Origin of the sequence: Pseudomonas sp. PS01303 (assembly GCF_029959385.1) — a bacterium.
Lineage (GTDB): Bacteria > Pseudomonadota > Gammaproteobacteria > Pseudomonadales > Pseudomonadaceae > Aquipseudomonas > Aquipseudomonas rustica.
Map to the genome: position 1 here is coordinate 1 of NZ_JASCPK010000099.1, position 22,240 is coordinate 22,240.

A 22,240-nucleotide genomic window follows, 5' to 3' on the forward strand; every position below is an offset into this window, starting at 1 on the left:
GGCAAGCCTTGCTCCTACAAAAAGCGCACCCGCGATTCATCTGTAGGAGCAAGGCTTGCCCGCGAAGAGGCCAGCCCAGCCAACACGAAATTAGTATCCCGCCAATGCCTTGAGCGCCGCCTTACGCTCAGTCACCGGCAACCCACCCAACCGCTCAGCCTCGGCATAAAACCTCAGCCAATCTCCCCCGACCTGTTTGAACAACGCCGAAAACGCCGGCACCCACTGGTCGTACAGGCCAAACGGCAACAACCGCGCATTGTTCAGCGGCGCGTTCACCCAGGCGTCATAGCGTTTATCCCCAGCCCACTGGCTATCGCGCATCACCCGATAGTCCCGACGAAACTGTTCGAACTCAGCCGCTTTACGTTCGCGCATTTGCTCAGCCGGCAATGGCTGTGCGTACAGCTTCTCCAGCCGTGAGCGCACATCCAGCACCAGCTCAATGAATTGATCCCGCTGCTGCAACCGCGAGTCGGTATCCGCCGGCAACCCGCGAAACGCGCGCCATTGCCGCGTGCCTTCCTGCTCGACAAACGTGGCGAAGGACTCGTTGAACTCGGTGTCATCCTTCACATAAAAGCGCTGATGCGCCAGTTCATGAAAGATCAGCGTGGCCAGGCGTTCGTCGCCCCAGCCCATCATCGTGTTGATGATCGGATCGTTGAACCAACCCAGCGTCGAGTAGGCCTCGACGCCGCCAATCGATACGTCCATGCCCTGCAAGCGCTGGATCGCCGCCTCGCCTCGCGCAGCGCCTTGGCTGTAATAGCCGCGATAAGCCACACACCCGGCAATCGGGAAGCAATGGTTCTGCGGCGTCAGGGAAAACTCCTGAGTGGCGAACACATTCCACACCACGAACGGCCGGCCAATGTCGGCGTACAGGCGATAGCTTTGGTTGTCGGGCAGGTGCAGATGTTCGCTGGCGAAGGCACGAGCCTTTTGCGATTGGCTCAGGTGTGCGCGCAACTTCGCATCGCGGCCCGGGTCGGCAATCACCTCGGCCACTGGCTCGCGCGCCCGCAGCAGTTGCAGCTGACCGCTGGCCAACTGGTTGTAATAGCTGACGCTGGCGCAACCGTTGAGCAACAAAAACATCACACCCGGAAACAAAATCCGAAAAACGCGATCAAGTAACCCATGGCTTGCAAACGGCCTGATCACAATAAGAAATCCCCCCGGAAAGTCTGCTCGCAAGACTATCCCGCCTTAAGGAGCACCGCTATGCGCATGTTGATGCTGACGGGAGGCCTGCTGACGCTGGCCGGTTGTGCCAATTTCGGAATGCCCGACCCTGACCCCTCACAAGCCTGGATCGATCTCGATGCCCGGCAACAGGACACGACTCTGCAAGCGCTGAAGGTCGACAGCCAGGCCGCGATTGATAAACGCTATTTCGAAGTCGAGCCCGGCAGCCATGAATTGAAGGTGCGCTATCAGTTCCCGGTAGACGCCAGCAACATCGGCCCCGACGCCGAACCGCTGTGGCGCGATTGCCAGTTGAATGTGAAATTCAAGGATTTCAACGCCGGCCAACGCTATCAGTTGCAGGCGGGCAGTATTGGTTTCCGGCCATGGGCCAAACTTTATGATGAGCAGCGCAAAGTCGTCGGGCAGGGCACACCGGCGGGCTGCCAGAAGACCTGATCGGCGGTATGCTGGCTGTCCACATCAAAGGACATTGATCATGCGCAGGTTGACGTTGTTGCTGGTAGGAAGTGTGCTTGCCGGCTGTCAGAGCCCGCTGCCAGCGGTCGATCCACAGATGGCCTGGGTCGATTTTTCGATGCCGACACCCGGCGGCAAAGTGTTGATGGCTGAACGCCTGGATAATCAGCGTCTACGCGATGGGCGTTTTTTCCAGGTCACGCCGGGCAGCCATGAATTGACGGTGCGCTTCGATTTCGAGATTTTCGGCGGCGGTCAGGGCATGGATACCGATCCGCAGGAACGCCTGTGTTACATGACCGTACCCTATGACCACTTCGAAGCCGGGCAACGTTACCGGCTCGAAGCACGGTCGCTGGCCTTCACGCCAAGCGCCCGGTTGATCAATCGTCAGGGGCAGATCGTTGCCGAAGAACGGCAGATCAACTGCGTGCCTTAAGCGTTATCAGGAGTCGTTCTTCTGATAGATGATCGCTTTGGTGCCGTTCTCACACGAACCCACCACCATGGCGATATCGTGCTTGGCCGCCTCTTCCTTGCTGACAATTTCCAGCGTGTACGAAGGCACGGCTTTGGCCTGGATCTTGATCTCGATTTCTTTTCTCAGTTCTTCGCAGTCTTTCGGTGCCGCAACAACCGAAGTGGCCAATGCACTGCAGAGGATGGCCAAGCCAATACGTTTCATGAGTGAAGCTCCCTGAGGCAGCGCGCACGGGCGTGCGCTGAAGCTGCTGTCACGTATTCGACCATATTTTGGTGAAGCGAGTTCTGACTTTGCGCACAAGATGTGCAGTCTGATCCAGGTGCTGCGGTGTTTTGTGAATGGCCTTCGCGAGCAGGCTCGCTCCCACATTTGAAATGCATTCCAAAGTGGGAGCGGGCTTGCTCGCGAAAGCGTCAGACCTGCTGACGCAGAATCAGCTGACCAGCGTCGCCTCCAGGCTGATCTGCGCATTCAGCACTTTCGACACCGGGCACCCTTCCTTGGCCTTTTTGCTCAGCTCATCAAACTGCGCTTGGGTCGCCCCAGGGATTTTCGCTTTGAGAATCAGCTTCACCGCGGTAATCGCGAAACCGCCGTCCACCTGATCAAGGGTCACTTCCGCCTGAGTATCGATGCTGTCAGCCGTCAGGCCCGCATCGCCGAGAATCATCGAGAACGCCATGGAGAAACAACCGGCATGTGCAGCGCCGATCAGTTCTTCCGGGTTGGTGCCCTTGCCGCCCTCGAAGCGGGCCTTGAAGCCGTACGGTGCTTCTCTGAGGACACCGGTTTCGGTGGAGATCGAGCCGATGCCGGTTTTCAGATCGCCTGCCCAATGTGCGGATGCTTTCTTCACGATAGCCATGTCTGCCTCCTCAAGATCTGACGCGGAAACGCCGCGTCGTCGTGGTTTTTGCTTGCAAGGCTTCTGAGGATAGACGTCGGAACAAAGTTCAGCCCGTCTGAATCGTTGACTTTTTTAGTAGGAAATTTTGTCGCTGCTATTGAAACTCGGGTATATGCCCTTATTGCTTAAACACGCTTATGGATTCGGCAGGTTTTCGTTCGCATAGAAAAACCTGCCTCCTCACTCGGAGACGCAGGTTTATGAAACAACTGTCCGACGTAAAATTTTCTACTCTCGATCTGGTGCCAGTGCGCGAAAACGGCAGCCCGGCGCAAGCGCTGCGCAATTCGTTGGATCTGGCGCAGCACGTCGAGAAATTCGGCTACACGCGGTTTTGGGTGGCGGAACACCACAACATGGACGGCATCGCCAGCTCGGCGACCTCGGTGCTGCTCGGCTATCTGGCCGGCGGTACGTCGACCATTCGCGTAGGCTCCGGCGGCGTAATGCTGCCCAACCATGCGCCGCTGGTGATCGCCGAGCAGTTCGGCACCCTGGAAAGCCTGTATCCGGGGCGGATCGACCTCGGTCTGGGCCGTGCGCCTGGTTCCGATCAGATGACCGCGCGTGCGCTGCGCCGCGAGCGTTCAGGCAGCGCTGATGATTTCCCCGAGGACGTCGCCGAACTGGTGCGCTTCCTCGGCCCGCGCACCCCGGATCAACGGGTGATCGCGATGCCGGGCACGGGCACCAATGTGCCGATCTGGTTGCTCGGTTCCAGTCTGTTCAGTGCACAACTGGCCGGTGAACGCGGTTTGCCATACGCATTCGCCTCGCACTTCGCCCCGCGCTTCATGCATGAGGCGATCCGCGTTTATCGCAATCACTTCAAACCGTCGGCAGTGCTCGACAAGCCGTACGTGATGCTCGGTGTGCCATTGGTGGCCGCAGATACCGATGAGCAGGCGGATTATCTGGCGACGTCGGTGTACCAGCGCATTCTGGCGCTGATGCGCGGGCAGAGTCTGGTGCAGCGTCCGCCGGTGAAAACCATGGACGGCCTGTGGCTGCCGCATGAGCGTGAGGCGGTGGGTGATTTCCTTGGGCTGGCGATGGTGGGCGGCCCGCAGAAAATTCGCGCGAAGCTGGAAGTGCTGATTGAGCAGACGCAGGCGGATGAGCTGATTTTTACCAGCGATTTGTATGAACATGCTGATCGGGTGCATTCGTACGAACTGCTGGCGCAAGTCATGAAAGGATAACGCGCGGCCCCCTGTAGGAGCTGTCGAGTGAAACGAGGCTGCGATCTTTTGATCTAGGTTTTTAGAGCAAGATCAAAAGATCGCAGCGTGCCGCAGCTCCTACATGGGACACAAAAAAGCCGACGCATTCACGTCGGCTTTTTGTATTTCAGGCGCAATCAACCGCGCTTGTAGACGATTTCCTTGGTACCACCTTCGCAGGTGCCAACAACTTTAGCGCCAGCATCTGCGCCCTTGTCGACAATCTCCAGCGAATACCCGGAAGCACCTTTGGCATCAATCTTCGCCGCAATCTCGCTTTTCAGCTCTTCACATGGCTTACCGGCAGCAAACGCACCACCCGCAAGGCTCAACAAACCTACCGCCAACATAAACTTCTTCATCGGTCGCACTCCCTGGTCGGATTGAAAGAGGCGGGCATCGGGTCATCCACCCGATGCGCTCACCCTATAGCGCTTTGCCATTCCTATGGCACTCGGCCAGCGCGCAAGTTCAGAAGACTAGTCCAAACTCAGCTGCTGGCAATCTTGAAGCCGACTTTCAGCGTCACTTGAAAGTGCGCAGCCTTACCGTTTTCGATATGACCACGGGTTTCAGTCACTTCAAACCATTCCAGGTTGCGAATGGTCTTGTTGGCTTCGGCAATTGCGTTGTTGATGGCTTCTTCGATGCTAGTGGTCGACGAACCGACCAGCTCGACTTTCTTGTACGTGTGATGGTCACTCATAACGAACTCCTTGGCGTGTGGGATTGAGACTAGCAGTGAATCTGCACTGTTGATTTCGGCGGCGCTGAGCAGGCGAAGTTCAGATTTTCTGCACTTTCTCGAACCACCGAAGTCCCAACCAACACACGCCACTCATCACCAATGCAGGAGAGCCACCATGGCCAACACCTCTTTACGTAAAGCCTCGTTGCAAAGCATGGAAGCCGAGATCGAGAGTCTGCTCAAGTCGTTGGAAAGCCTGAAGGACGACGCTTCGGACGAGTCGCGCAAGACCCTCAAGGCGCTGAAAAGCAATGCTGAAAGCGCGCTGAAACATTCGCGTCACCTGCTCAGCGATGCCTATGAAGAAGTCAAAGTGAAAACCCGTGAGACCGGGATCGCCACCCGCGATTACGCCCAGGAACATCCGTGGACGACCGCCGGTGTCGCGGTCGGTGCGATCGGTCTGCTGGCCGCTTACTTGCTGTTCAAGCGCGGCGAGTGATCGCTCTGGCGCAGCTCGTTCTTGAGCCATTGCGCCAGTTGCCGAGCGCGTCCGTCTGCGGCGCGCTTGGGTAGCCACAACGCCAGTTGCGCCGGGGTTTCACTGAAGCCCCAAGGCGCAACCAGGCGACCGGCCTTCAAATCTTCCGTCACCAACGGCTCCGGCGCGATGGCCACGCCGAGACCAGCGACGGCTGCCTCCAGCAAATAATACAAATGCTCAAAACCTTGCCCGAGCTTCAGCGCTTTTGCGTCGAGGTCGCTTTGCTGTGCCCAGCTTGGCCACGCTTGTGGGCGCGAGGTGGTGTGCAGCAGCGGTTCATTGAGCAGTGCCGAGGCTGGCGCGGCTTGCAGACGCTGATAGCCGCTGAACAGGGGGCTCATCACCGGGCCGATGCGTTCTGCGGCCAATTCGTAAACCTGCATATCTGCTGGCCACGGCGGTTCGGCGAACAGCAGCAAAGCATCCAGCCCCGGACGTCGTGGATCGAGATCGCCTTCACCCGCCGACAGATGCAGGCGCAAATCCGGCAGATCAGCATTCAATCGCCCCAAACGCGGAATAAACCATCGCGCCAGCAAACTCCCAGAACAGCCGAGTACAAACGGCGCATCGGCGGTGCTCTGGGTTAACTCGGCGCAAACACTGCGCAGCCGATCAAAAGCTTCGCCACTGGCATCACGCAAACGCATGCCGGCATCTGTGAGTTTCAAGCCGCGACCATCCTTGACGAACAGGCTGACACCCAGGTGTTCTTCGAGCACTTTGAGCTGACGACTGACCGCACCGTGAGTAACGTGTAGCTGCTCGGCAGCCTGACTGACACTGTTCAGACGGGCGGTCGCTTCGAACGCGCGCAGGGCGTTCAGCGGGGGAAGGTCGTGGCTCATGGTATCTGTGAGTTTTCCTGACAGGTTGTGGCGATCTTATCGGTTTTCAGCGTAGTAGGTCAGGGGTAGAGTGGTCGTCATTGTCTTTTTACCCGAATTCACCTGGAGCGAATCATGACCCAGACTTCGAACACCTCTGATCTGCGTAATGGCCCGGACGATAACGGCCTGTTCGGCTCGTTCGGTGGCCGCTACGTGGCGGAAACCCTGATGCCGTTGATCCTCGATCTGGCCCGCGAATACGAAGCGGCCAAGGAAGATCCGGCCTTCAAAGAAGAATTGGCCTACTTCCAGCGTGACTACGTCGGACGTCCGAGCCCACTGTATTTCGCTGAACGCCTGACCGAGTTCTGCGGTGGCGCGAAGATTTATCTCAAGCGCGAAGAGCTGAACCACACCGGCGCGCACAAGATCAACAACTGCATAGGCCAGATTCTGCTGGCGCGGCGCATGGGCAAGAGACGCATCATCGCCGAGACCGGCGCTGGCATGCACGGCGTGGCCACTGCCACCGTCGCCGCACGTTTCGGTCTGGATTGCGTGATCTATATGGGCACCACTGACATCGAACGTCAGCAGGCCAACGTCTTCCGCATGAAACTGCTGGGCGCTGAAGTGATTCCGGTTGTTGCCGGCACTGGCACCCTGAAAGACGCGATGAACGAAGCCCTGCGTGACTGGGTGACCAACGTCGACAACACCTTCTACTTGATCGGCACCGTGGCCGGCCCACATCCATACCCAGCGATGGTTCGCGACTTCCAGGCCGTGATTGGCAAGGAAACCCGCGATCAGTTGCAAGCGCAGGAAGGTCGTCTGCCGGACAGCCTGGTGGCGTGCATCGGTGGCGGTTCCAACGCGATGGGCCTGTTCCACCCGTTCCTCGACGACAAGAGCGTTGAAATCATCGGTGTTGAAGCGGCCGGTTACGGCATTGAAACCGGCAAGCACGCGGCGAGCCTGAATGGCGGCGTTCCGGGTGTGTTGCACGGCAACCGTACTTTCCTGCTGCAGGACGACGATGGCCAAATCATCGACGCCCACTCGATTTCCGCCGGCCTCGACTACCCGGGTATCGGCCCGGAACACGCGTGGTTGCATGACATCGGCCGCGTTCAGTACACCTCGGTGACCGACGACGAAGCGCTGGATGCGTTCCACAAATGCTGCCGCCTGGAAGGGATTATTCCTGCACTGGAAAGCGCCCACGCCTTGGCCGAAGTGTTCAAACGCGCACCGAAGCTGCCGAAGGATCACCTGATGGTGGTCAATCTGTCGGGCCGTGGCGACAAAGACATGCAGACCGTCATGCATCACATGGAACACTCTCAGCAAGAGCAGTCAAAGCAGGAGAAACACTGATGAGCCGCCTGCAAACCCGTTTTGCCGACCTCAAAGAACAGAACCGCGCCGCGCTGGTGACCTTCGTCACCGCCGGTGATCCGGACTACGACACTTCGCTGGCGATCCTCAAAGGTTTGCCGGGTGCGGGCGCCGACGTGATCGAGCTGGGCATGCCGTTCACCGACCCGATGGCCGATGGCCCGGCGATCCAGTTGGCGAACATCCGTGCCTTGGGCGCCAAACAGAACCTGGTGAAAACCCTGCAAATGGTTCGCGAGTTCCGTGAAGGCAACAGCGACACGCCGCTGGTGCTGATGGGTTACTTCAACCCGATCCACATGTATGGCGTTGAGCGCTTCATCGCTGACGCGAAAGAGGCCGGCGTCGATGGCCTGATCGTGGTCGACATGCCGCCTGAGCACAACGCAGAACTCTGCGACCCGGCGCAGGTTGCCGGTCTGGACTTCATCCGTCTGACCACGCCGACCACCGACGATGCGCGTCTGCCGCGAGTGCTCAATGGCAGCTCCGGTTTCGTTTACTACGTGTCGGTGGCCGGTGTGACCGGTGCTGGCGCTGCGACGCTGGAACACGTCGAAGAGGCGGTGACCCGTCTGCGTCGTCACACCGATCTGCCAATCAGCATCGGTTTCGGCATCCGCACGCCGGAGCAAGCGGCGGCCATCGCGCGTCTGGCTGATGGTGTGGTGGTGGGTTCGGCATTGATCGATCACATCGCTAATGCGACCACGCCAGCCCAAGCCGTCGACGGTGTGTTGGGTCTGTGCTCGGCACTGTCCGAAGGCGTGCGTAAGGCCCGCGTCAGCTGAAGGTAAAGTTCCTGATACAGAGGAATTAGCACCTCAAAGCGCAGACTAATCCAGCAAGACCGAGGGCTTCAGAACAGCGTTCTGCAGCCCTTTTTGCTGTTTGTGCCGTGAGGAAAGACCCGATGAAAATGCCGAAACGTCTGATAGCCGGACTGGGCGTACTGATGATCAGTGCAACGCCGCTGCTGGCCAGCGCCGATCAGCGCGACGATCACGACCACGGCGGCCCGTCGCAGGGCCATTACGATAACCATGGTGATGATCATCGCGACGATCATCGTGGCCCGCAGAACGATCACCGTGGCGGCCCGCCACCGCACGACTTTGGCCCGGTGCGCCAGACCATTCGTGACAATCATGGCTACTTTGTACGCGGCGCACCGCCGCCTCCGGGGATTCATCTGGAGCGTGGCCGGCCGCTGCCGCACGGCTATTACGGCGAGCGTCTGGACAGTCGCGCGTTGGGTCGCTTGCCGGTGTATCCGGGCTACGAATGGCGCCGGACTGGCGGCGATATCGTGCTGATCGCGGTGGGCACCGGGATCGTTTACGAAATTCTCGATGGTGTCCTCAATTGATCTGACACACATCACCTGTGGCGAGGGGATTTATCCCCGTTCGGCTGCGCAGCAGTCGCAATTCAGCGGACTCGGTTTATCTGATTGACCGGGTTAGCTGATTTTGGGGCCGCTTCGCGACCCAACGGGGATAAATCCCCTCGCCACAAGGTATGCACTCAGCATCAGGTTCAGGGCAGCTCCAGTCCACCCGATGCCTTGTGCAATTTGCGCAGATGCGCGCCAATCTGCTTCACATTCTCCTCACTCGCGGCAATCTCGGCAGCGCGCTTCGGCTCCAGCAACTTGCGCACTTCCGCATCCAGATCACCCGACAGCACCAGCAACTTCTTCTGCCGCTGGCTGCTTTCATCTTCCAGTCGCTTGAACTCGCTCGGCTGTGGCAACCCATAACCACGACTATCAAGAAGCTCCGCCGGACGACTGAGAAAACCACTGTTGGCGAGGATTTCCTGCAGCGTCGCGTTGGCCTTGTCCATGCCGCCGTTCTCCAGCTCGCGCGCGCCGAGGTAGCGCTGCTTGACCTCATCCTGAGCCAACAACAACTGACGTCGATAACTCGCCTGCTCCAGCAACAACAAGGCGGCGCTGGTGCGCAGATCCGCACGCTCGAACCACTCGCGGCGTTCTTCGGCGGTGAGCGACAGCCATTCCTCAACGGTGGTCTGTTTGATCGGCAGCTGCTTCTTCAACACATCAAACATCGCCTGATAGCGATCGCGGAACGAGTCGAAACGATAACCCAGACGCAGCGCTTCTTTCGGATCATCCAACACGCTGGTATCGGCCAACCCGCGGCCCTTCATCACTTCCAGCAAGCCGTTGGGCATGATGCTGTCGAGTCCAACGAACCGGCTGTTATCACTGCCGCTGCGCAACAGTTTCAAACCTTCCACCGCGCAGTTGTTGGAGAGGAAGAAGTAGTTGCCGTCGTAGCTCCAATGCATCTCGGCAGCGTGTTCGACCACGCCTTCGATCTCTTCCCGTGACAGGTTGATCGGCACGGAGGCGAGGCTGCGCAATTCGGTCTTGGTGTATTCGTCGATCACCTGCGCCAGCGGCAGTACGAATAGCCGTGAAGGGTATTTGCCGACCAGTCCGTCCCAGCTCGATAGCTGCACATCGCCGACAAAGGCACGGTACGACAACACCAGATGCTGATCGAGATCGAGTCGGCAATCCGGCCCACGCGGACGGCCCGGCGCGCAGATCACCAGGCGCAACATGCTGTGGCCCCAGCGGCTGACCCAGTTCTGATTGGCCTCTGCGAGCAAGTAATCAACCGCGTAAACCCGCTCCGGATCGACGTGCCCCAGTGGCTGCTTGGCGAAGTCGTTACCGGCGTTCAAAAACGCGAAGGTCTTGCTGCAAGTGTCTTTGGCCGGTGGCGCCCAGCCGAAATGTTGCTGGTAATAGCGGTACAGCGCGGGGCGGCGGCAGGCGTAGCTCGGGTCGAGAAGGAAGTACTCCATGTTGACCGCGACGAACTCTTTCGGGCTGGAAATCTCGTAGAGATCGGGGCTGCGGGCGATCTGCCGATTGTGCTGCTCACGCTCACCGCGACGGCCGACGTATTGCTGCCAACCGGCGAGATCAAGCAAGCGCGGATCATCGCTGAGGGTAAAGCGACGGCCGTTCTGACCACGGCATTCATCTGGGATGCCTATCAGCCCGGCGCTGTTGAAGCGGCGGGTGCAACGCTGGATCAGCGTGCGCTCGGCGTCCGGCCACAAGCGGGCGCGGTCATAAATGTGGGTAATTTCGTGCAGCACCGTGGCGAGCAATTCCTGGCGCACAGTGCCGTGGGGGCGATTGGTTTTTTCTTTCGCGGCGCTGCCATCGGTGAGGCCGGCGAGCAGTTTGCGGTTCAGATCGAGTTCGGCAACCAGCGTCGCCTGGCCGTAGGCGTTGGCGGGCATGTCGTCAGTCCAGCCGACATCGATGCGCCGATCCAGCCGCTCGATAAAGCTCGGCGGCAGTTTTTGCATCGCCTCATCGATCAGCGCCTGGCTGGCCTGTTGTTGGGCGGGGCTCAGACCGTCGGTCTTGAGCCGCAATTGCAGGCTGGCGTGGGCGCTGTTGCCAAGTAGCAACAACGCGCCGGCCAGCAGCCAGGCGCCGAGTGACTTCACAGTGCGAGGATGGCTTCGGCGAGTACCTGATCACTGGCGTCGCGGGCTTCCGGGACGCGGGTGCGCAAAGTGTTGAGGGCGGCTTCAAGGTGCGCGCCACGGATATCACCATTGGTGGCGACGAAACTGGCGGCGTCATCGTGCGCTTCGCGGATGATTTTCGAGTCGCGGATCGAGGTGGTGGTGTCGGAGGTGAAATCGATGGTGCGCTGGGAGGCACGAACGATGATGTTACTGGTGGCTACCAGGGTGTGCGCCTGGGCCACGTCGGCCAACAAAAACAGGCCAAGGGCGGCAGCAATCAGCGGGCTACGCATGGAACGACTCCGGAGGGACAGGTTAACTAAGGGCTGTGTTAACTATTGGACGAGAATTGCTTCTGCCAGTTCAAGGTCAGAGACATGAAGTTTCGGCCGTTTTTTACGCAGGTAATTCAGCGCGGATTCCAGCTGCGCCCCACGCAATTGGCCGTCACTGGCCACGAACGCTGCCGCGTCATCGTGAGCGGCGAACAGCAGTTTACGGTCGAAAGGCGCGGAAGACACCATGCTGGTGGCGTAACCACTGACGACAATGCCTTGCGTCGACGCATTGAAAGCATCATAGGCATCGACCGACGTCGCCCAACAGGCGCTCAGCAATACGGAAGGGATCAGCAGATTTGGAAGAAAACGCATCGGACTCGGTAACTGTTAGCGAGCCGCAAGGCTAGCGCAATGCCCGGGCCAGAGCCAGTCTCGAAACATCGGGACACGGCTGGCGTGTCCCGCAATGCTCGAATCGCTTAGATCGTCAGGATGGCCTGAGCCAGCTCTGCGTCGGTCGCGTTCAGTTGTGGAGCCTGGTGGCGGATGTGATCCAGCGCGCTTTCCAGTTTCACGCCACGGATATCGCCTTGGGTAGCGACGAAGCTGGCCGCGTCATCACGGGCAGCGAGGACGATTTTGTCGTCACGGAACGACGAGGTCACATCGGAAGTGGCGTCGGACGAAGATTTCAGCGCACCGACGACGGCGTCAGTGGTAACGATGAAACTGGTGGCGCTGGCGTTGGCAGCAACGGCCAGAAGGGCAGCAGCGCTGAGCAGGCGAAGACGGGACATGATGTAACTCCTGTGAATAAACCGTATTGAGAGGTGGCTCGGTATCTGAGGAGTCAGACGCCTGTTGCGCATCATTCGCCACGTTCTGTGTGGATATTAGGCGCAGATGCGTTCGCCAAACCAGCATCCAGACGAAAAACCTGTAGGAGCTGCCGAAGGCTGCGATCTTTTGCTTTGGATTTTCAAGATCAAAAGATCGCAGCCTTCGGCAGCTCCTACAATTGTAATGGTTTTATTTAGAATTATGTGAACTGTACTGGTTTGGGTTTTTCAGGGGCTGAAACGACAAAACCCGTCGTGGTTTCCCACGACGGGTTTTGCTTGTGCAATTCGGGTTGCTGGCGGTGGGTCTAACGACCAGAGCCAGCGACGCTGCTTAGCGCCAGAACGGCTTGCTCAGCTCTTCGTAGCGTTGAGCTTCGCTGATACCGGCGTCAGCCAGCAAACGCGAATCCAGACGGGCCAATTGGTGGCGGCTGGAGATGCGGCGCTGCCACAACATCAGGTTAGCGAGAACGCGCAGAGGCATGGAAGCCTGGTTTTTTGCAGCTTTGTCTTCGAAGAACAGTTCGGAACTGAGTGTACGTTCCATGGTTGACATCCTTCCGCTTGTGGCGGGATCAGGTAGTGGTTTGACTGGTGCCCATGATCCTCTCGTTTGCCTAGTCTCTCTAGATACAGTTCAACTGTATTGTGAGTGACCAGTTAACTGTTTATAGGCGGTGTACGGGTCGAAATAGAGCAAACTGTACCTGTCCGCACTTAAGTAGTGCGTTTTTGCTCAATTCGTCAGGAAAGGTAGGCAAATGCTGTAGGAAATGACCAGTACAGCAGTACAGTTTTTGTCGGGCGGGAGACTTGCGAGAGTCCGCCGATGCAAACTGTGTTTGCATCAGCGGTTCATCTGTGTGAATTACACCGCCAGCATGCGCCCGGTTTCTTCCAGGTTCATATGCCAGCTCAGCGCTTCCCGCAGGATGTGCGGGGTGTGGCCACCAATCGCACAGGCCGCCGTGAAGTAATCGTTGAGCGCCTGGCGGAAGTCCGGGTGCACACAGTTATCAATGATGACCCGCGCACGCTCCCGTGGCGCCAGGCCACGCAGATCGGCGAGGCCGACTTCGGTCACCAGAATGTCGACGTCGTGCTCGGTGTGGTCAACGTGGCTGACCATCGGCACTACGCTGGAGATCGCGCCGCCCTTGGCGATCGACTTGGTCACGAACACCGCCAGGTGCGCGTTGCGCGCGAAGTCACCCGAGCCACCGATGCCGTTCATCATCCGCGTACCGCAGACGTGGGTGGAATTGACGTTGCCGTAGATGTCGAACTCCAGCGCCGTGTTGATCCCGATAATGCCCAAGCGGCGCACCACTTCCGGGTGGTTGGAGATCTCCTGCGGACGCAGCACCAATTTGTCCTTGTACTTCTCGAGATTGCCGAACACGTCGCTGTTGCGGCGCTCCGACAAGGTGATCGAGCTGCCCGAAGCAAAGCTCAGCTTGCCGGCGTCGATCAGGTCGAAGGTCGAATCCTGCAACACTTCGGAGTACATGGTCAGGTCTTCGAACGGCGAATCGATCAGGCCACACATCACCGCGTTGGCAATATTGCCGATGCCGGCCTGCAACGGGCCGAGCTTGTTGGTCATGCGCCCGGCGTCGACTTCCTGTTTGAAGAAGGTGATCAGGTGCTCGGCGATGGCGTTGGTATCGACGTCCGGCGTCGACACGGTGGACGGCGAATCCGACTGCTGGGTAATAACGATGGCGACAATCTTCTCCGGCGGAATCGGAATTGCTGTACTGCCAATACGGTCGTCGACTTTTACCAGCGGGATCGGCGTGCGCGTCGGGCGATAAGTAGGGATATAGATGTCGTGCAGGCCTTCGAGATTAGCGTTGTGCGCCAGGTTGATCTCGACGATCACCTGTTTGGCGAAAATCGCGAAGCTCGCCGAGTTGCCCACCGAAGTGGTCGGCACGATGTGGCCCTGTTCGGTGATGGCCACGGCTTCGATGACCGCGATGTCCGGCAGCTTCAGTTGCTGATTGCGCAGTTGCTCGACGGTTTCCGACAGATGCTGGTCGATGAACATCACCTGGCCGGCGTTGATCGCCTTGCGCAAAGTGCTGTCGACCTGGAACGGCATGCGCCGCGACAGCACGCCGGCTTCGGTCAGTTGCTTGTCGAGGTCGTTGCCCAGGCTGGCACCGGTCATCAGGCTGATCTTCAGCGGCGTGACCTTGGCGCGCTCGGCCAATGCGTGAGGGACGGCTTTGGCTTCGCCGGCACGGGTGAAACCGCTCATGCCGACGGTCATGCCGTCCTCAATCAGAGCGGCTGCGTCGGCGGCGCTCATCACTTTGTCCAACAACGAAGGCAGGCGAATACGGTCACGGTACATGGATTATTATCTCGGGAAGCGAGTAGCAGGATGCGCAGTCTAGTGAATTTGACGGGCGCCTGTCCCGCTACCAAGGTCGCAAACGAGGCGTCTATTCAGCGGGTTTCAAGTAAAACACCGTTACTGGATCTGCAACAACGCGGCAAATTGTCCGACTGTTTGCGCAAACAAAAACGCCCCGACAAGTCGGGGCGTTCGGTGTTGCAGCGGGGAATTATTCGACCGCTTTAACCATGTCTTCGATGACTTTTTTCGCGTCGCCGAACACCATCATGGTCTTGTCCAGGTAGAACAGCTCGTTGTCCAGACCGGCATAGCCGCTGGCCATCGAGCGCTTGTTGACGATGATGGTCTTGGCCTTGAATGCTTCCAGAATCGGCATGCCGGCAATCGGCGACTTCGGATCGTTCTTCGCGGCCGGGTTGACCACGTCGTTCGCGCCGAGCACCAACACCACGTCGGCCTGGCCGAACTCGGAGTTGATGTCTTCCATCTCGAACACCTGATCGTAAGGCACTTCGGCCTCGGCGAGCAGGACGTTCATGTGCCCCGGCATACGGCCGGCAACCGGGTGGATCGCGTACTTCACGGTCACACCACGGTGGGTCAGCTTCTCGGTCAGCTCTTTCAGCGCATGTTGTGCACGCGCTACTGCCAAGCCATAACCCGGCACGATGATCACGGTGTCGGCGTTGGTCAGCAGGAAAGTCGCGTCGTCAGCCGAACCGGATTTTACCGGGCGGGCTTCTTTCGCACCGGCAGGGCCTGCATCGGCTGTGTTGCCGAAACCGCCGAGCAGTACATTAAAGAAGGAACGGTTCATCGCCTTGCACATGATGTACGAGAGGATCGCACCGCTCGAACCCACCAGCGAACCGGCAATGATCAGCATCGAGTTGTTCAGCGAGAAGCCGATACCTGCCGCCGCCCAGCCCGAATAGCTGTTGAGCATCGACACCACGACCGGCATGTCTGCACCGCCAATCGGGATGATGATCAGCACGCCCATCACGAACGCCAGCGCCAGCATCAGCGCGAACGCGGTGAGGTTGCCGGTGAACATGAAGGTCAGGCCGAGTGCCAGCGTAGCCAGACCCAGCACCGCGTTGAGCTTGTGCTGACCGGTGAACTGTACCGGTGCGCCCTGGAACAGACGGAACTTGTACTTGCCCGACAGCTTGCCGAACGCAATCACCGAACCGGAGAAGGTGATCGCACCGATCGCCGCGCCGAGGAACAGCTCCAGACGGTTGCCCGTCGGGATCGAGTCGCCCAGCTGTTTAACGATGCCCAGCGATTGCGGCTCAACCACCGCAGCGATGGCGATGAACACTGCCGCGAGGCCGATCATGCTGTGCATGAAGGCGACCAGTTCCGGCATCTTGGTCATTTCAACGCGCTTGGCCATGATCGAACCGGCCGTGCCGCCGACCAGCAGGCCAATAATCACGTAGCCGATACCGGCAGTCGCGAGCTCAGCGCCGAGCTTATAGATGAGGCCGACGGTGGTGAGGATCGCCAACGCCATGCCGAGCATGCCGAACAGGTTGCCGCGCCGCGAGGTGGTCGGGTGCGACAGGCCTTTGAGGGCCTGGATAAAGCAGATCGACGCGATCAGGTAGAGCGTCGTGACGAGATTCATGCTCATTACTTCGGCGCCTCTTCTTTTACTTTCGGGGCTTTCTTCTTGAACATCTCAAGCATGCGGCGGGTGACCAGGAAGCCACCAAACACGTTGACCGCCGCCAGTGCCACGGCGAGGGTGCCCATGGTTTTGCCCAGCGGCGTGACAGTTAATGCCGCCGCCAGCATGGCGCCGACAATCACGATCGCCGAGATGGCGTTGGTCACCGCCATCAACGGCGTGTGCAGCGCAGGTGTAACGTTCCAGACCACGTGGTAACCGACATAAATCGCCAGCACGAAGATGATCAGGTTGTAGATACCGGGGGAGATAAGCTCTTCCATCGTCTGAATCCCTGCTTAGGCGTTTTTGCGGATGACTTGGCCGTCGCGGCACATCAGGCACGCGGCGACGATGTCGTCTTCGAGGTTGACGTCGAACTGGCCTTCTTTGGTGAAGAGCAGCTTGAGGAAGTCCAGCAGGTTGCGTGCGTACAGTGCCGAAGCGTCTGCAGCGACTTCGCCGGCCAGGTTGGTCGGGCCGCAAATGGTCACGCCATTCTCGACCACGACCTGATCAGCCACGGTCAGCGGGCAGTTGCCGCCCTGAGCCGCCGCGAGGTCGATGACCACCGAACCCGGTTTCATCTGCGCCACGGTGTCCGCGCTCAACAGCGTCGGTGCCTTGCGGCCCGGAATCAGCGCGGTGGTGATGACGATGTCAGCCTGCTTGGCGCGCTCGTGCACGGCCTGGGCCTGACGCTGCATCCAGCTCGCCGGCATTGGCCGCGCGTAACCGCCGACACCGACGGCGCATTCGCGCTCTTCATCGGTCTCGTACGGCACGTCGACGAACTTCGCGCCGAGGGATTCGATCTGCTCTTTTACCGCCGGACGTACGTCAGACGCTTCGATCACCGCACCCAGGCGTTTCGCCGTGGCAATCGCCTGCAACCCGGCCACGCCAGCGCCAAGAATCAGCACGCGCGCCGCTTTCACGGTGCCCGCAGCGGTCATCAGCATTGGCATGAAGCGCGGATAGTGATGAGCGGCCAGCAACACAGCTTTATAGCCGGCAATGTTCGCTTGCGACGACAACACATCGAGACTCTGCGCGCGCGAGGTGCGCGGCGCCGCTTCGAGGGCGAACGCGGTAATGCCGCACTCGGCCATCTTCGCGATGGTTTCGTTGTTGAACGGGTTGAGCATGCCGACCAACACCGTACCGCGCTTGATCAGCGTCAGTTCGGCATCGCTTGGCGCGACCACTTTGAGAATCAGCTCGGCGCCAAACGCGTCATTGGCACTGCCAATGGTTGCGCCTGCCGCTTCATAGGCACTGTCGACCACACTGGCTTTAACGCCGGCGCCGGTTTGCACAGTGACCTTATGACCTTGGCTGATCAGCTTTTTAATGGTTTCCGGGGTTGCAGCAACCCGTGTTTCACCGGTCTGGGTTTCGAGAGGAACACCAATGTGCACGTCAAATCTCCTGCGTGATCTTATTGAGTAAACCCATGCACTACGGATGGTGCGACTGGGGCGGCCGATCAGCACGATCCCGCCAAATCAGGGCGGGGCGCGGCATTTTGCAGGCGAACTTTATGCCCTTCAAGGGATTATGACGGGTGACGGAAAATTAACTACAAGTCATGCCGTGACCGAATGTCGCAGATGGCCAGCTGAATCCCTTGCAGGCCGTGCCTTACAAGGATTGTGACCGATTATGAAAATATTTCTCATCGGTGGCGTGAATAGGCAGCAATGTGTCGTCCATGCAGGCTCAAAGCCACGTCGTCAGGCGCTTGTGGGACGTCTGTACGACTTTCGGATACAGTCTGCTGAATAGCGACAAATACTTATATCTGTAGGGCTTTTGATTTTCTGACTACGGGGTTAGGTATTGCTGTAAGCCTTCATCCTTCTAGGCTGTAGCTCTGCGCCTGAATTACCAGCCAGTCACGAAATGCCTTTAATGACGCTGATTCGACCTTTCGTTCGGGAATCATCAGGTAATAGGCCTTGATGCTGGAGAGTGCTTGCGGGTTGGCAATCACCAAGCGCTTCTCGGCTAACTCACGCTGAATCAGGAACGGTGGAATCAGTGCGATGCCCATGTCGTGCATGGCTGCCTGGGCGAGCATGGAGAATAGCTCGTAGCGTGGGCCTGTCATGTCGCGCGGGATATTCAGGTGTTGCGAGTTAAACCACTGTCGCCAGGCGTACGGGCGAGTGGTCTGCTGCAACAACGGTAGCTCGGCAATTTCGCAGGCTGTGAGAAGCGTCTTGTTGCCGAGTAGGGCGGGGCTACAAACCGGCATCGGATTCTCGCCCATCAGTCTGTGGGATTCGGTACCCGACCAATCGGCGTCGCCAAAGTAGATCGCCGCATCGAACTCCGTGTCGGCAAACAGGAAGGGCCGCGTGCGGTTGGTCAGGTTGACCGTGACTTCCGGGTGCTTGAGCTGGAAATCCTTGAGGCGCGGCAGCAGCCATTGCGTACCGAAGGTTGGCACCACCGCCAGTTCGATCACATTGGTGCCTTGCTGGCCCATCACTGAGAGGGTGTCGCGCTCAACCGCATCGAGTTGCGTGGCGACCCGACGACTGTAGGAAAGTCCTGCTTCGGTCAGTTTCACTCCCCGTCGCGAACGTCGGAACAGTTCGACGCTGAGGAATTCCTCAAGGCTGGCGATCTGTCGGCAAATGGCACCCTGGGTGAGGGAAAGTTCTTCGGCGGCGCGGGTAAAGCTTTCATGACGTGCGGCGGCTTCGAAGCTGATCAGGGCGGTGGTGCTGGGAATCTTCCTGCGCATGTACGTCAACCTCACTAATGCGCCGCATAAAAGGCATTTCGCGACGTTTCGGAGTGAGAAATTAGCACAACAGAATGCGAAATCCTCGTTTGCCGCGACGGCGAACCGCGCCTAGGATCAATGCCACGTTAATTCACCCGATTGGAGGACACACTCATGGGCGGTAAAGCTAGCTTCAACTGGATCGATCCCCTGCTGCTGGATCAACAGCTCACCGAAGAAGAGCGCATGATCCGCGACACCGCCGAGCAGTTCGCTCAGCAGAAGCTCGCGCCGCGTGTTCTTGAAGCTTTCCGTCATGAGAAGACTGATCCGGCGATCTTCCGCGAAATGGGCGAAGTCGGCCTGTTGGGCGCGACCATCCCTGAGCAGTACGGTGGCAGCGGCCTCAACTACGTCAGCTACGGCCTGATTGCTCGTGAAGTGGAGCGGGTCGACTCCGGCTATCGCTCGATGATGAGCGTGCAGTCCTCGCTGGTGATGGTGCCGATCAACGAATTCGGTACCGAAGCCCAGAAACAGAAATACCTGCCGAAACTGGCGTCCGGCGAATGGATCGGCTGCTTCGGCCTGACCGAGCCAAACCACGGTTCCGACCCGGGCGCGATGATCACCCGTGCACGCAAAGTCGAAGGCGGCTACAGCCTGACCGGCGCGAAAATGTGGATCACTAACAGCCCGATCGCCGACGTGTTCGTGGTCTGGGGTAAGGACGATGCCGGCGACATCCGTGGCTTCGTCCTGGAGAAGGGCTGGAAAGGCCTGAGCGCTCCGGCGATTCACGGCAAGGTCGGCCTGCGTGCATCGATCACCGGTGAGATCGTCATGGACAACGTGTTTGTACCTGAAGGGAACATCTTCCCGGACGTGCGCGGTCTGAAAGGCCCGTTCACCTGCCTTAACTCTGCGCGCTATGGCATTTCCTGGGGCGCACTGGGCGCTGCCGAGTTCTGCTGGCACACCGCTCGCCAGTACACGCTGGATCGTCAACAGTTCGGTCGCCCATTGGCCGCTACTCAGTTGATCCAGAAGAAATTGGCCGACATGCAGACCGAGATAACGTTGGCGCTGCAAGGCTGCCTGCGTCTGGGTCGTATGAAAGATGAAGGTACTGCGGCGGTCGAAATCACTTCGATCATGAAGCGCAACTCCTGCGGCAAGTCGCTAGACATCGCCCGTATGGCGCGCGACATGTTGGGCGGCAACGGTATCTCCGATGAATTCGGCGTGGCCCGTCACCTGGTCAACCTGGAAGTGGTGAATACCTATGAAGGCACTCACGACGTTCACGCGCTGATTCTCGGCCGTGCGCAAACCGGTCTGCAGGCGTTCTATTAATAGGAGAGCGACCATGGGCGCGCTGTCGCATCTGCGGGTACTGGATTTATCGCGAGTGTTGGCCGGGCCCTGGGCCGGGCAAATCCTCGCCGACCTTGGCGCCGAAGTGATCAAGGTTGAGCGCCCGGGTAATGGTGATGACACGCGCGCCTGGGGGCCGCCCTTCCTTAAAGACGCTTATGGCGAGAACACTTCGGAAGCGGCTTATTACCTGTCGGCCAACCGCAACAAGCAATCGGTGACTATCGACTTCACGCGTCCTGAGGGGCAGAAGCTGGTGCGCGAGCTGGCGGCGAAGTCGGACATCCTTATCGAGAACTTCAAGGTCGGTGGTCTGGCGGCGTATGGGCTGGACTATGAATCGCTGAAGGCGATCAATCCGAACCTGATCTATTGCTCGATTACCGGGTTCGGCCAGACCGGGCCTTATGCCAAGCGTGCTGGATATGACTTCATGATTCAGGGGCTGGGCGGGCTGATGAGCCTGACCGGTCGTCCCGAGGGTGATGAAGGTGCCGGGCCGGTAAAGGTCGGTGTGGCTCTGACGGATATTCTTACCGGTCTGTATTCGACGGTGGCGATTCTTGCGGCGTTGGCTCATCGCGATCACGACGGGGGCGGCCAACACATCGATATGGCGTTGCTGGATGTGCAGGTTGCGTGTCTGGCTAACCAGGCGATGAATTACCTGACGACGGGCAACGCGCCTAAGCGTCTGGGTAATGCGCATCCGAACATCGTGCCTTATCAGGACTTTCCTACGGCCGACGGCGATTTCATTCTTACCGTGGGTAACGACGGGCAGTTCCGCAAGTTTGCCGAAGTGGCGGGGCAGCCACAGTGGGCTGACGATCCGCGCTTCGCTACTAATAAGCTGCGGGTGGCGAACCGGGCGGTGTTGATTCCGCTGATTCGCCAGGCGACGGTGTTCAAGACGACTGCCGAGTGGGTTGCCGAGCTGGAGCAGGCGGGCGTGCCTTGTGGGCCGATCAATGATCTGTCCCAGGTGTTCGAGGATCCACAGGTGAAGGCGCGTGGTCTGGCGATAGAGCTGCCGCACGCACTGGCGGGAATGGTGCCGCAAGTGGCCAGCCCTATCCGCATGTCGCAGACACCGGTTGAGTATCGGCGCGCCCCTCCTTTATTGGGTGAGCATACGCTGGAGGTTCTTCAAGGTGTGCTGGGCTTGGGCGCGGGTGCGGTGGCTGAGCTGAAGGCGGCTGGGGTGCTCTAAAGATTCCTTCTATATAGAAGGGATCACGTTTGCTTCCTTTATATAGGTGCATTTGGTCGTTATTTAGCCAATCTGCAAGTTATTGAAAGAAAAGCGAAATTAACGGTTGACGGCAAATCCCAGAGGTCTATAATTCGCCCCACTTCCGGCGCAGTCGAAACGGAAAACTCCTTGAGATTCAATGAGTTAAGTAGGTTTCGGCAGCAAGTGCCTCAGTTCATCGAAGCCAAAAAGAAGTTGAAAAAGAGGTGTTGACAGCAGCGTGTAACGCTGTAGAATTCGCCTCCCGCTGACGAGAGATCTGAAGCGCAAGTGGTTGAAGTTGTTGAAGAATTCTTCGAAAACTTCTGAAAATAATCACTTGACAGCAAATGAGGCTGCTGTAGAATGCGCGCCTCGGTTGAGACGAAAGATCTTAACCAACCGCTCTTTAACAACTGAATCAAGCAATTCGTGTGGGTGCTTGTGGAG

At 58.7% G+C, this 22,240-nt stretch carries 25 protein-coding genes; 9 read left to right on the forward strand and 16 right to left on the reverse strand.

Annotated features, from left to right (window positions below; all coding sequences use genetic code 11):
• Positions 1-90: 90 nt before the first annotated feature.
• A complete protein-coding gene (locus QMX93_RS21910; protein WP_282357941.1) occupies positions 91-1,167 on the reverse strand; it encodes an aminopeptidase in 1,077 nt (358 codons plus the stop codon).
• Between the two features lie 60 nt (positions 1,168-1,227).
• Here QMX93_RS21910 and QMX93_RS21915 point away from each other — a divergent pair, with 60 nt between their 5' ends.
• Positions 1,228-1,650 carry a hypothetical protein gene (locus QMX93_RS21915; RefSeq protein WP_053116402.1) on the forward strand — a complete coding sequence of 141 codons (423 nt, stop codon included), beginning with the start codon at positions 1,228-1,230 and terminating at the stop codon, positions 1,648-1,650.
• 40 nt (positions 1,651-1,690) lie between these two features.
• The gene (locus tag QMX93_RS21920; RefSeq protein WP_008081161.1) at positions 1,691-2,110 is read left to right on the forward strand and encodes a hypothetical protein; all 420 of its coding nucleotides are present in this window, start codon (positions 1,691-1,693) and stop codon (positions 2,108-2,110) included.
• A 6-nt stretch (positions 2,111-2,116) separates the two neighbouring features.
• On the opposite strand, the gene QMX93_RS21925 is transcribed toward QMX93_RS21920, so the two are convergent.
• Together QMX93_RS21925 and QMX93_RS21930 are read right to left on the reverse strand one after the other, a co-directional pair.
• Positions 2,117-2,356, reverse strand: a complete 240-nt coding sequence (locus tag QMX93_RS21925; protein WP_008081158.1) for a DUF1161 domain-containing protein — start codon at positions 2,354-2,356, stop codon at positions 2,117-2,119.
• Positions 2,357-2,588: 232 nt separating this feature from the next.
• Positions 2,589-3,020, reverse strand: a complete 432-nt coding sequence (locus QMX93_RS21930) for an OsmC family protein (protein ID WP_053116403.1) — start codon at positions 3,018-3,020, stop codon at positions 2,589-2,591.
• A gap of 242 nt (positions 3,021-3,262) precedes the next feature.
• Here QMX93_RS21930 and QMX93_RS21935 point away from each other — a divergent pair, with 242 nt between their 5' ends.
• Positions 3,263-4,264 carry an LLM class flavin-dependent oxidoreductase gene (locus tag QMX93_RS21935; protein WP_282357942.1) on the forward strand — a complete coding sequence of 334 codons (1,002 nt, stop codon included), beginning with the start codon at positions 3,263-3,265 and terminating at the stop codon, positions 4,262-4,264.
• 158 nt (positions 4,265-4,422) lie between these two features.
• Here QMX93_RS21935 and QMX93_RS21940 read toward each other — a convergent pair whose 3' ends face one another.
• Positions 4,423-4,647 carry a DUF1161 domain-containing protein gene (locus tag QMX93_RS21940; RefSeq protein ID WP_053116405.1) on the reverse strand — a complete coding sequence of 75 codons (225 nt, stop codon included), beginning with the start codon at positions 4,645-4,647 and terminating at the stop codon, positions 4,423-4,425.
• A gap of 128 nt (positions 4,648-4,775) precedes the next feature.
• Positions 4,776-4,991 carry a dodecin gene (locus tag QMX93_RS21945; protein ID WP_053116406.1) on the reverse strand — a complete coding sequence of 72 codons (216 nt, stop codon included), beginning with the start codon at positions 4,989-4,991 and terminating at the stop codon, positions 4,776-4,778.
• A 157-nt stretch (positions 4,992-5,148) separates the two neighbouring features.
• Here QMX93_RS21945 and QMX93_RS21950 point away from each other — a divergent pair, with 157 nt between their 5' ends.
• The gene (locus tag QMX93_RS21950; protein WP_007911686.1) at positions 5,149-5,475 is read left to right on the forward strand and encodes a DUF883 family protein; all 327 of its coding nucleotides are present in this window, start codon (positions 5,149-5,151) and stop codon (positions 5,473-5,475) included.
• On the opposite strand, the gene QMX93_RS21955 is transcribed toward QMX93_RS21950, so the two are convergent.
• The gene (locus QMX93_RS21955; RefSeq protein WP_053116407.1) at positions 5,448-6,365 is read right to left on the reverse strand and encodes a LysR family transcriptional regulator; all 918 of its coding nucleotides are present in this window, start codon (positions 6,363-6,365) and stop codon (positions 5,448-5,450) included. The genes QMX93_RS21950 and QMX93_RS21955 overlap by 28 nt on opposite strands.
• A 114-nt stretch (positions 6,366-6,479) precedes the next feature.
• On the opposite strand from QMX93_RS21955, the gene trpB reads away from it, so the two are divergent.
• From trpB to QMX93_RS21970, 3 genes are all read left to right on the forward strand, one after another.
• Positions 6,480-7,727 carry a tryptophan synthase subunit beta gene (gene trpB / locus QMX93_RS21960; protein ID WP_282357943.1) on the forward strand — a complete coding sequence of 416 codons (1,248 nt, stop codon included), beginning with the start codon at positions 6,480-6,482 and terminating at the stop codon, positions 7,725-7,727.
• Entirely contained in the window at positions 7,727-8,539 is an 813-nt protein-coding gene (trpA, locus tag QMX93_RS21965; RefSeq protein WP_282357944.1) for a tryptophan synthase subunit alpha, read from the forward strand. The genes trpB and trpA overlap by 1 nt, the downstream gene beginning before the upstream one ends.
• A 122-nt stretch (positions 8,540-8,661) precedes the next feature.
• A complete protein-coding gene (locus QMX93_RS21970; RefSeq protein ID WP_282357945.1) occupies positions 8,662-9,117 on the forward strand; it encodes an anti-virulence regulator CigR family protein in 456 nt (151 codons plus the stop codon).
• A 170-nt stretch (positions 9,118-9,287) separates the two neighbouring features.
• On the opposite strand, the gene QMX93_RS21975 is transcribed toward QMX93_RS21970, so the two are convergent.
• The 10 genes from QMX93_RS21975 to QMX93_RS22020 all read right to left on the reverse strand — a co-directional run bounded on the left by QMX93_RS21975 (position 9,288) and on the right by QMX93_RS22020 (position 19,197).
• Positions 9,288-11,249 carry a DUF4105 domain-containing protein gene (locus tag QMX93_RS21975; RefSeq protein WP_282357946.1) on the reverse strand — a complete coding sequence of 654 codons (1,962 nt, stop codon included), beginning with the start codon at positions 11,247-11,249 and terminating at the stop codon, positions 9,288-9,290.
• Positions 11,246-11,566 (reverse strand): DUF2388 domain-containing protein, encoded by a 321-nt coding sequence (locus QMX93_RS21980; RefSeq protein WP_007911662.1) that lies wholly within the window; start codon positions 11,564-11,566, stop codon positions 11,246-11,248. The genes QMX93_RS21975 and QMX93_RS21980 overlap by 4 nt, the downstream gene beginning before the upstream one ends.
• Before the next feature lie 42 nt (positions 11,567-11,608).
• Positions 11,609-11,926, reverse strand: coding sequence for a DUF2388 domain-containing protein (locus QMX93_RS21985; RefSeq protein ID WP_053116412.1), 318 nt, complete (start codon positions 11,924-11,926; stop codon positions 11,609-11,611).
• Between the two features lie 107 nt (positions 11,927-12,033).
• A complete protein-coding gene (locus QMX93_RS21990; protein ID WP_008081137.1) occupies positions 12,034-12,351 on the reverse strand; it encodes a DUF2388 domain-containing protein in 318 nt (105 codons plus the stop codon).
• 376 nt (positions 12,352-12,727) lie between these two features.
• Entirely contained in the window at positions 12,728-12,943 is a 216-nt protein-coding gene (locus QMX93_RS21995) for a DUF1127 domain-containing protein (RefSeq protein WP_053116413.1), read from the reverse strand.
• Between the two features lie 321 nt (positions 12,944-13,264).
• On the reverse strand, positions 13,265-14,758 hold the full coding sequence (locus QMX93_RS22000) for an acetyl-CoA hydrolase/transferase family protein (RefSeq protein WP_008081132.1): 1,494 nt from the start codon (positions 14,756-14,758) through the stop codon (positions 13,265-13,267).
• A gap of 214 nt (positions 14,759-14,972) precedes the next feature.
• Positions 14,973-16,406: an NAD(P)(+) transhydrogenase (Re/Si-specific) subunit beta gene (locus QMX93_RS22005; protein WP_282357947.1), complete on the reverse strand. Its 1,434-nt coding sequence runs from the start codon at positions 16,404-16,406 to the stop codon at positions 14,973-14,975.
• Complete coding sequence (locus QMX93_RS22010) at positions 16,406-16,726, reverse strand: NAD(P) transhydrogenase subunit alpha (RefSeq protein WP_003187417.1); 321 nt, start codon at positions 16,724-16,726, stop codon at positions 16,406-16,408. The genes QMX93_RS22005 and QMX93_RS22010 overlap by 1 nt, the downstream gene beginning before the upstream one ends.
• Positions 16,727-16,741: 15 nt before the next feature.
• Positions 16,742-17,863: a Re/Si-specific NAD(P)(+) transhydrogenase subunit alpha gene (locus QMX93_RS22015; protein WP_282357948.1), complete on the reverse strand. Its 1,122-nt coding sequence runs from the start codon at positions 17,861-17,863 to the stop codon at positions 16,742-16,744.
• 434 nt (positions 17,864-18,297) lie between these two features.
• Positions 18,298-19,197: a LysR family transcriptional regulator gene (locus QMX93_RS22020; RefSeq protein WP_282357949.1), complete on the reverse strand. Its 900-nt coding sequence runs from the start codon at positions 19,195-19,197 to the stop codon at positions 18,298-18,300.
• Between the two features lie 156 nt (positions 19,198-19,353).
• Here QMX93_RS22020 and QMX93_RS22025 point away from each other — a divergent pair, with 156 nt between their 5' ends.
• Both QMX93_RS22025 and QMX93_RS22030 read left to right on the forward strand, forming a co-directional pair.
• On the forward strand, positions 19,354-20,535 hold the full coding sequence (locus QMX93_RS22025) for an acyl-CoA dehydrogenase (protein WP_282357950.1): 1,182 nt from the start codon (positions 19,354-19,356) through the stop codon (positions 20,533-20,535).
• Between the two features lie 13 nt (positions 20,536-20,548).
• Positions 20,549-21,769 (forward strand): CaiB/BaiF CoA-transferase family protein, encoded by a 1,221-nt coding sequence (locus tag QMX93_RS22030; protein WP_053116419.1) that lies wholly within the window; start codon positions 20,549-20,551, stop codon positions 21,767-21,769.
• The last annotated feature ends 471 nt before the right edge of the window (positions 21,770-22,240 follow it).

What these genes read in the sequence shown, in the direction of transcription:
- QMX93_RS22005 (WP_282357947.1), bottom strand. Translation starts at nt 16,406, where the DNA reads ATGAGCATGAATCTCGTCACGACGCTCTACCTGATCGCGTCGATCTGC.
- QMX93_RS21945 (WP_053116406.1), bottom strand. Translation starts at nt 4,991, where the DNA reads ATGAGTGACCATCACACGTACAAGAAAGTCGAGCTGGTCGGTTCGTCG.
- QMX93_RS21970 (WP_282357945.1), top strand. Translation starts at nt 8,662, where the DNA reads ATGAAAATGCCGAAACGTCTGATAGCCGGACTGGGCGTACTGATGATC.
- QMX93_RS21995 (WP_053116413.1), bottom strand. Translation starts at nt 12,943, where the DNA reads ATGGAACGTACACTCAGTTCCGAACTGTTCTTCGAAGACAAAGCTGCA.
- QMX93_RS22010 (WP_003187417.1), bottom strand. Translation starts at nt 16,726, where the DNA reads ATGGAAGAGCTTATCTCCCCCGGTATCTACAACCTGATCATCTTCGTG.
- QMX93_RS21920 (WP_008081161.1), top strand. Translation starts at nt 1,691, where the DNA reads ATGCGCAGGTTGACGTTGTTGCTGGTAGGAAGTGTGCTTGCCGGCTGT.
- QMX93_RS21985 (WP_053116412.1), bottom strand. Translation starts at nt 11,926, where the DNA reads ATGCGTTTTCTTCCAAATCTGCTGATCCCTTCCGTATTGCTGAGCGCC.
- QMX93_RS22025 (WP_282357950.1), top strand. Translation starts at nt 19,354, where the DNA reads ATGGGCGGTAAAGCTAGCTTCAACTGGATCGATCCCCTGCTGCTGGAT.
- QMX93_RS21915 (WP_053116402.1), top strand. Translation starts at nt 1,228, where the DNA reads ATGCGCATGTTGATGCTGACGGGAGGCCTGCTGACGCTGGCCGGTTGT.
- trpA (WP_282357944.1), top strand. Translation starts at nt 7,727, where the DNA reads ATGAGCCGCCTGCAAACCCGTTTTGCCGACCTCAAAGAACAGAACCGC.
- QMX93_RS21925 (WP_008081158.1), bottom strand. Translation starts at nt 2,356, where the DNA reads ATGAAACGTATTGGCTTGGCCATCCTCTGCAGTGCATTGGCCACTTCG.
- QMX93_RS21955 (WP_053116407.1), bottom strand. Translation starts at nt 6,365, where the DNA reads ATGAGCCACGACCTTCCCCCGCTGAACGCCCTGCGCGCGTTCGAAGCG.
- QMX93_RS22030 (WP_053116419.1), top strand. Translation starts at nt 20,549, where the DNA reads ATGGGCGCGCTGTCGCATCTGCGGGTACTGGATTTATCGCGAGTGTTG.
- QMX93_RS22020 (WP_282357949.1), bottom strand. Translation starts at nt 19,197, where the DNA reads ATGCGCAGGAAGATTCCCAGCACCACCGCCCTGATCAGCTTCGAAGCC.
- QMX93_RS21950 (WP_007911686.1), top strand. Translation starts at nt 5,149, where the DNA reads ATGGCCAACACCTCTTTACGTAAAGCCTCGTTGCAAAGCATGGAAGCC.
- QMX93_RS21940 (WP_053116405.1), bottom strand. Translation starts at nt 4,647, where the DNA reads ATGAAGAAGTTTATGTTGGCGGTAGGTTTGTTGAGCCTTGCGGGTGGT.
- trpB (WP_282357943.1), top strand. Translation starts at nt 6,480, where the DNA reads ATGACCCAGACTTCGAACACCTCTGATCTGCGTAATGGCCCGGACGAT.
- QMX93_RS21980 (WP_007911662.1), bottom strand. Translation starts at nt 11,566, where the DNA reads ATGCGTAGCCCGCTGATTGCTGCCGCCCTTGGCCTGTTTTTGTTGGCC.
- QMX93_RS22000 (WP_008081132.1), bottom strand. Translation starts at nt 14,758, where the DNA reads ATGTACCGTGACCGTATTCGCCTGCCTTCGTTGTTGGACAAAGTGATG.
- QMX93_RS21930 (WP_053116403.1), bottom strand. Translation starts at nt 3,020, where the DNA reads ATGGCTATCGTGAAGAAAGCATCCGCACATTGGGCAGGCGATCTGAAA.
- QMX93_RS21935 (WP_282357942.1), top strand. Translation starts at nt 3,263, where the DNA reads ATGAAACAACTGTCCGACGTAAAATTTTCTACTCTCGATCTGGTGCCA.
- QMX93_RS21990 (WP_008081137.1), bottom strand. Translation starts at nt 12,351, where the DNA reads ATGTCCCGTCTTCGCCTGCTCAGCGCTGCTGCCCTTCTGGCCGTTGCT.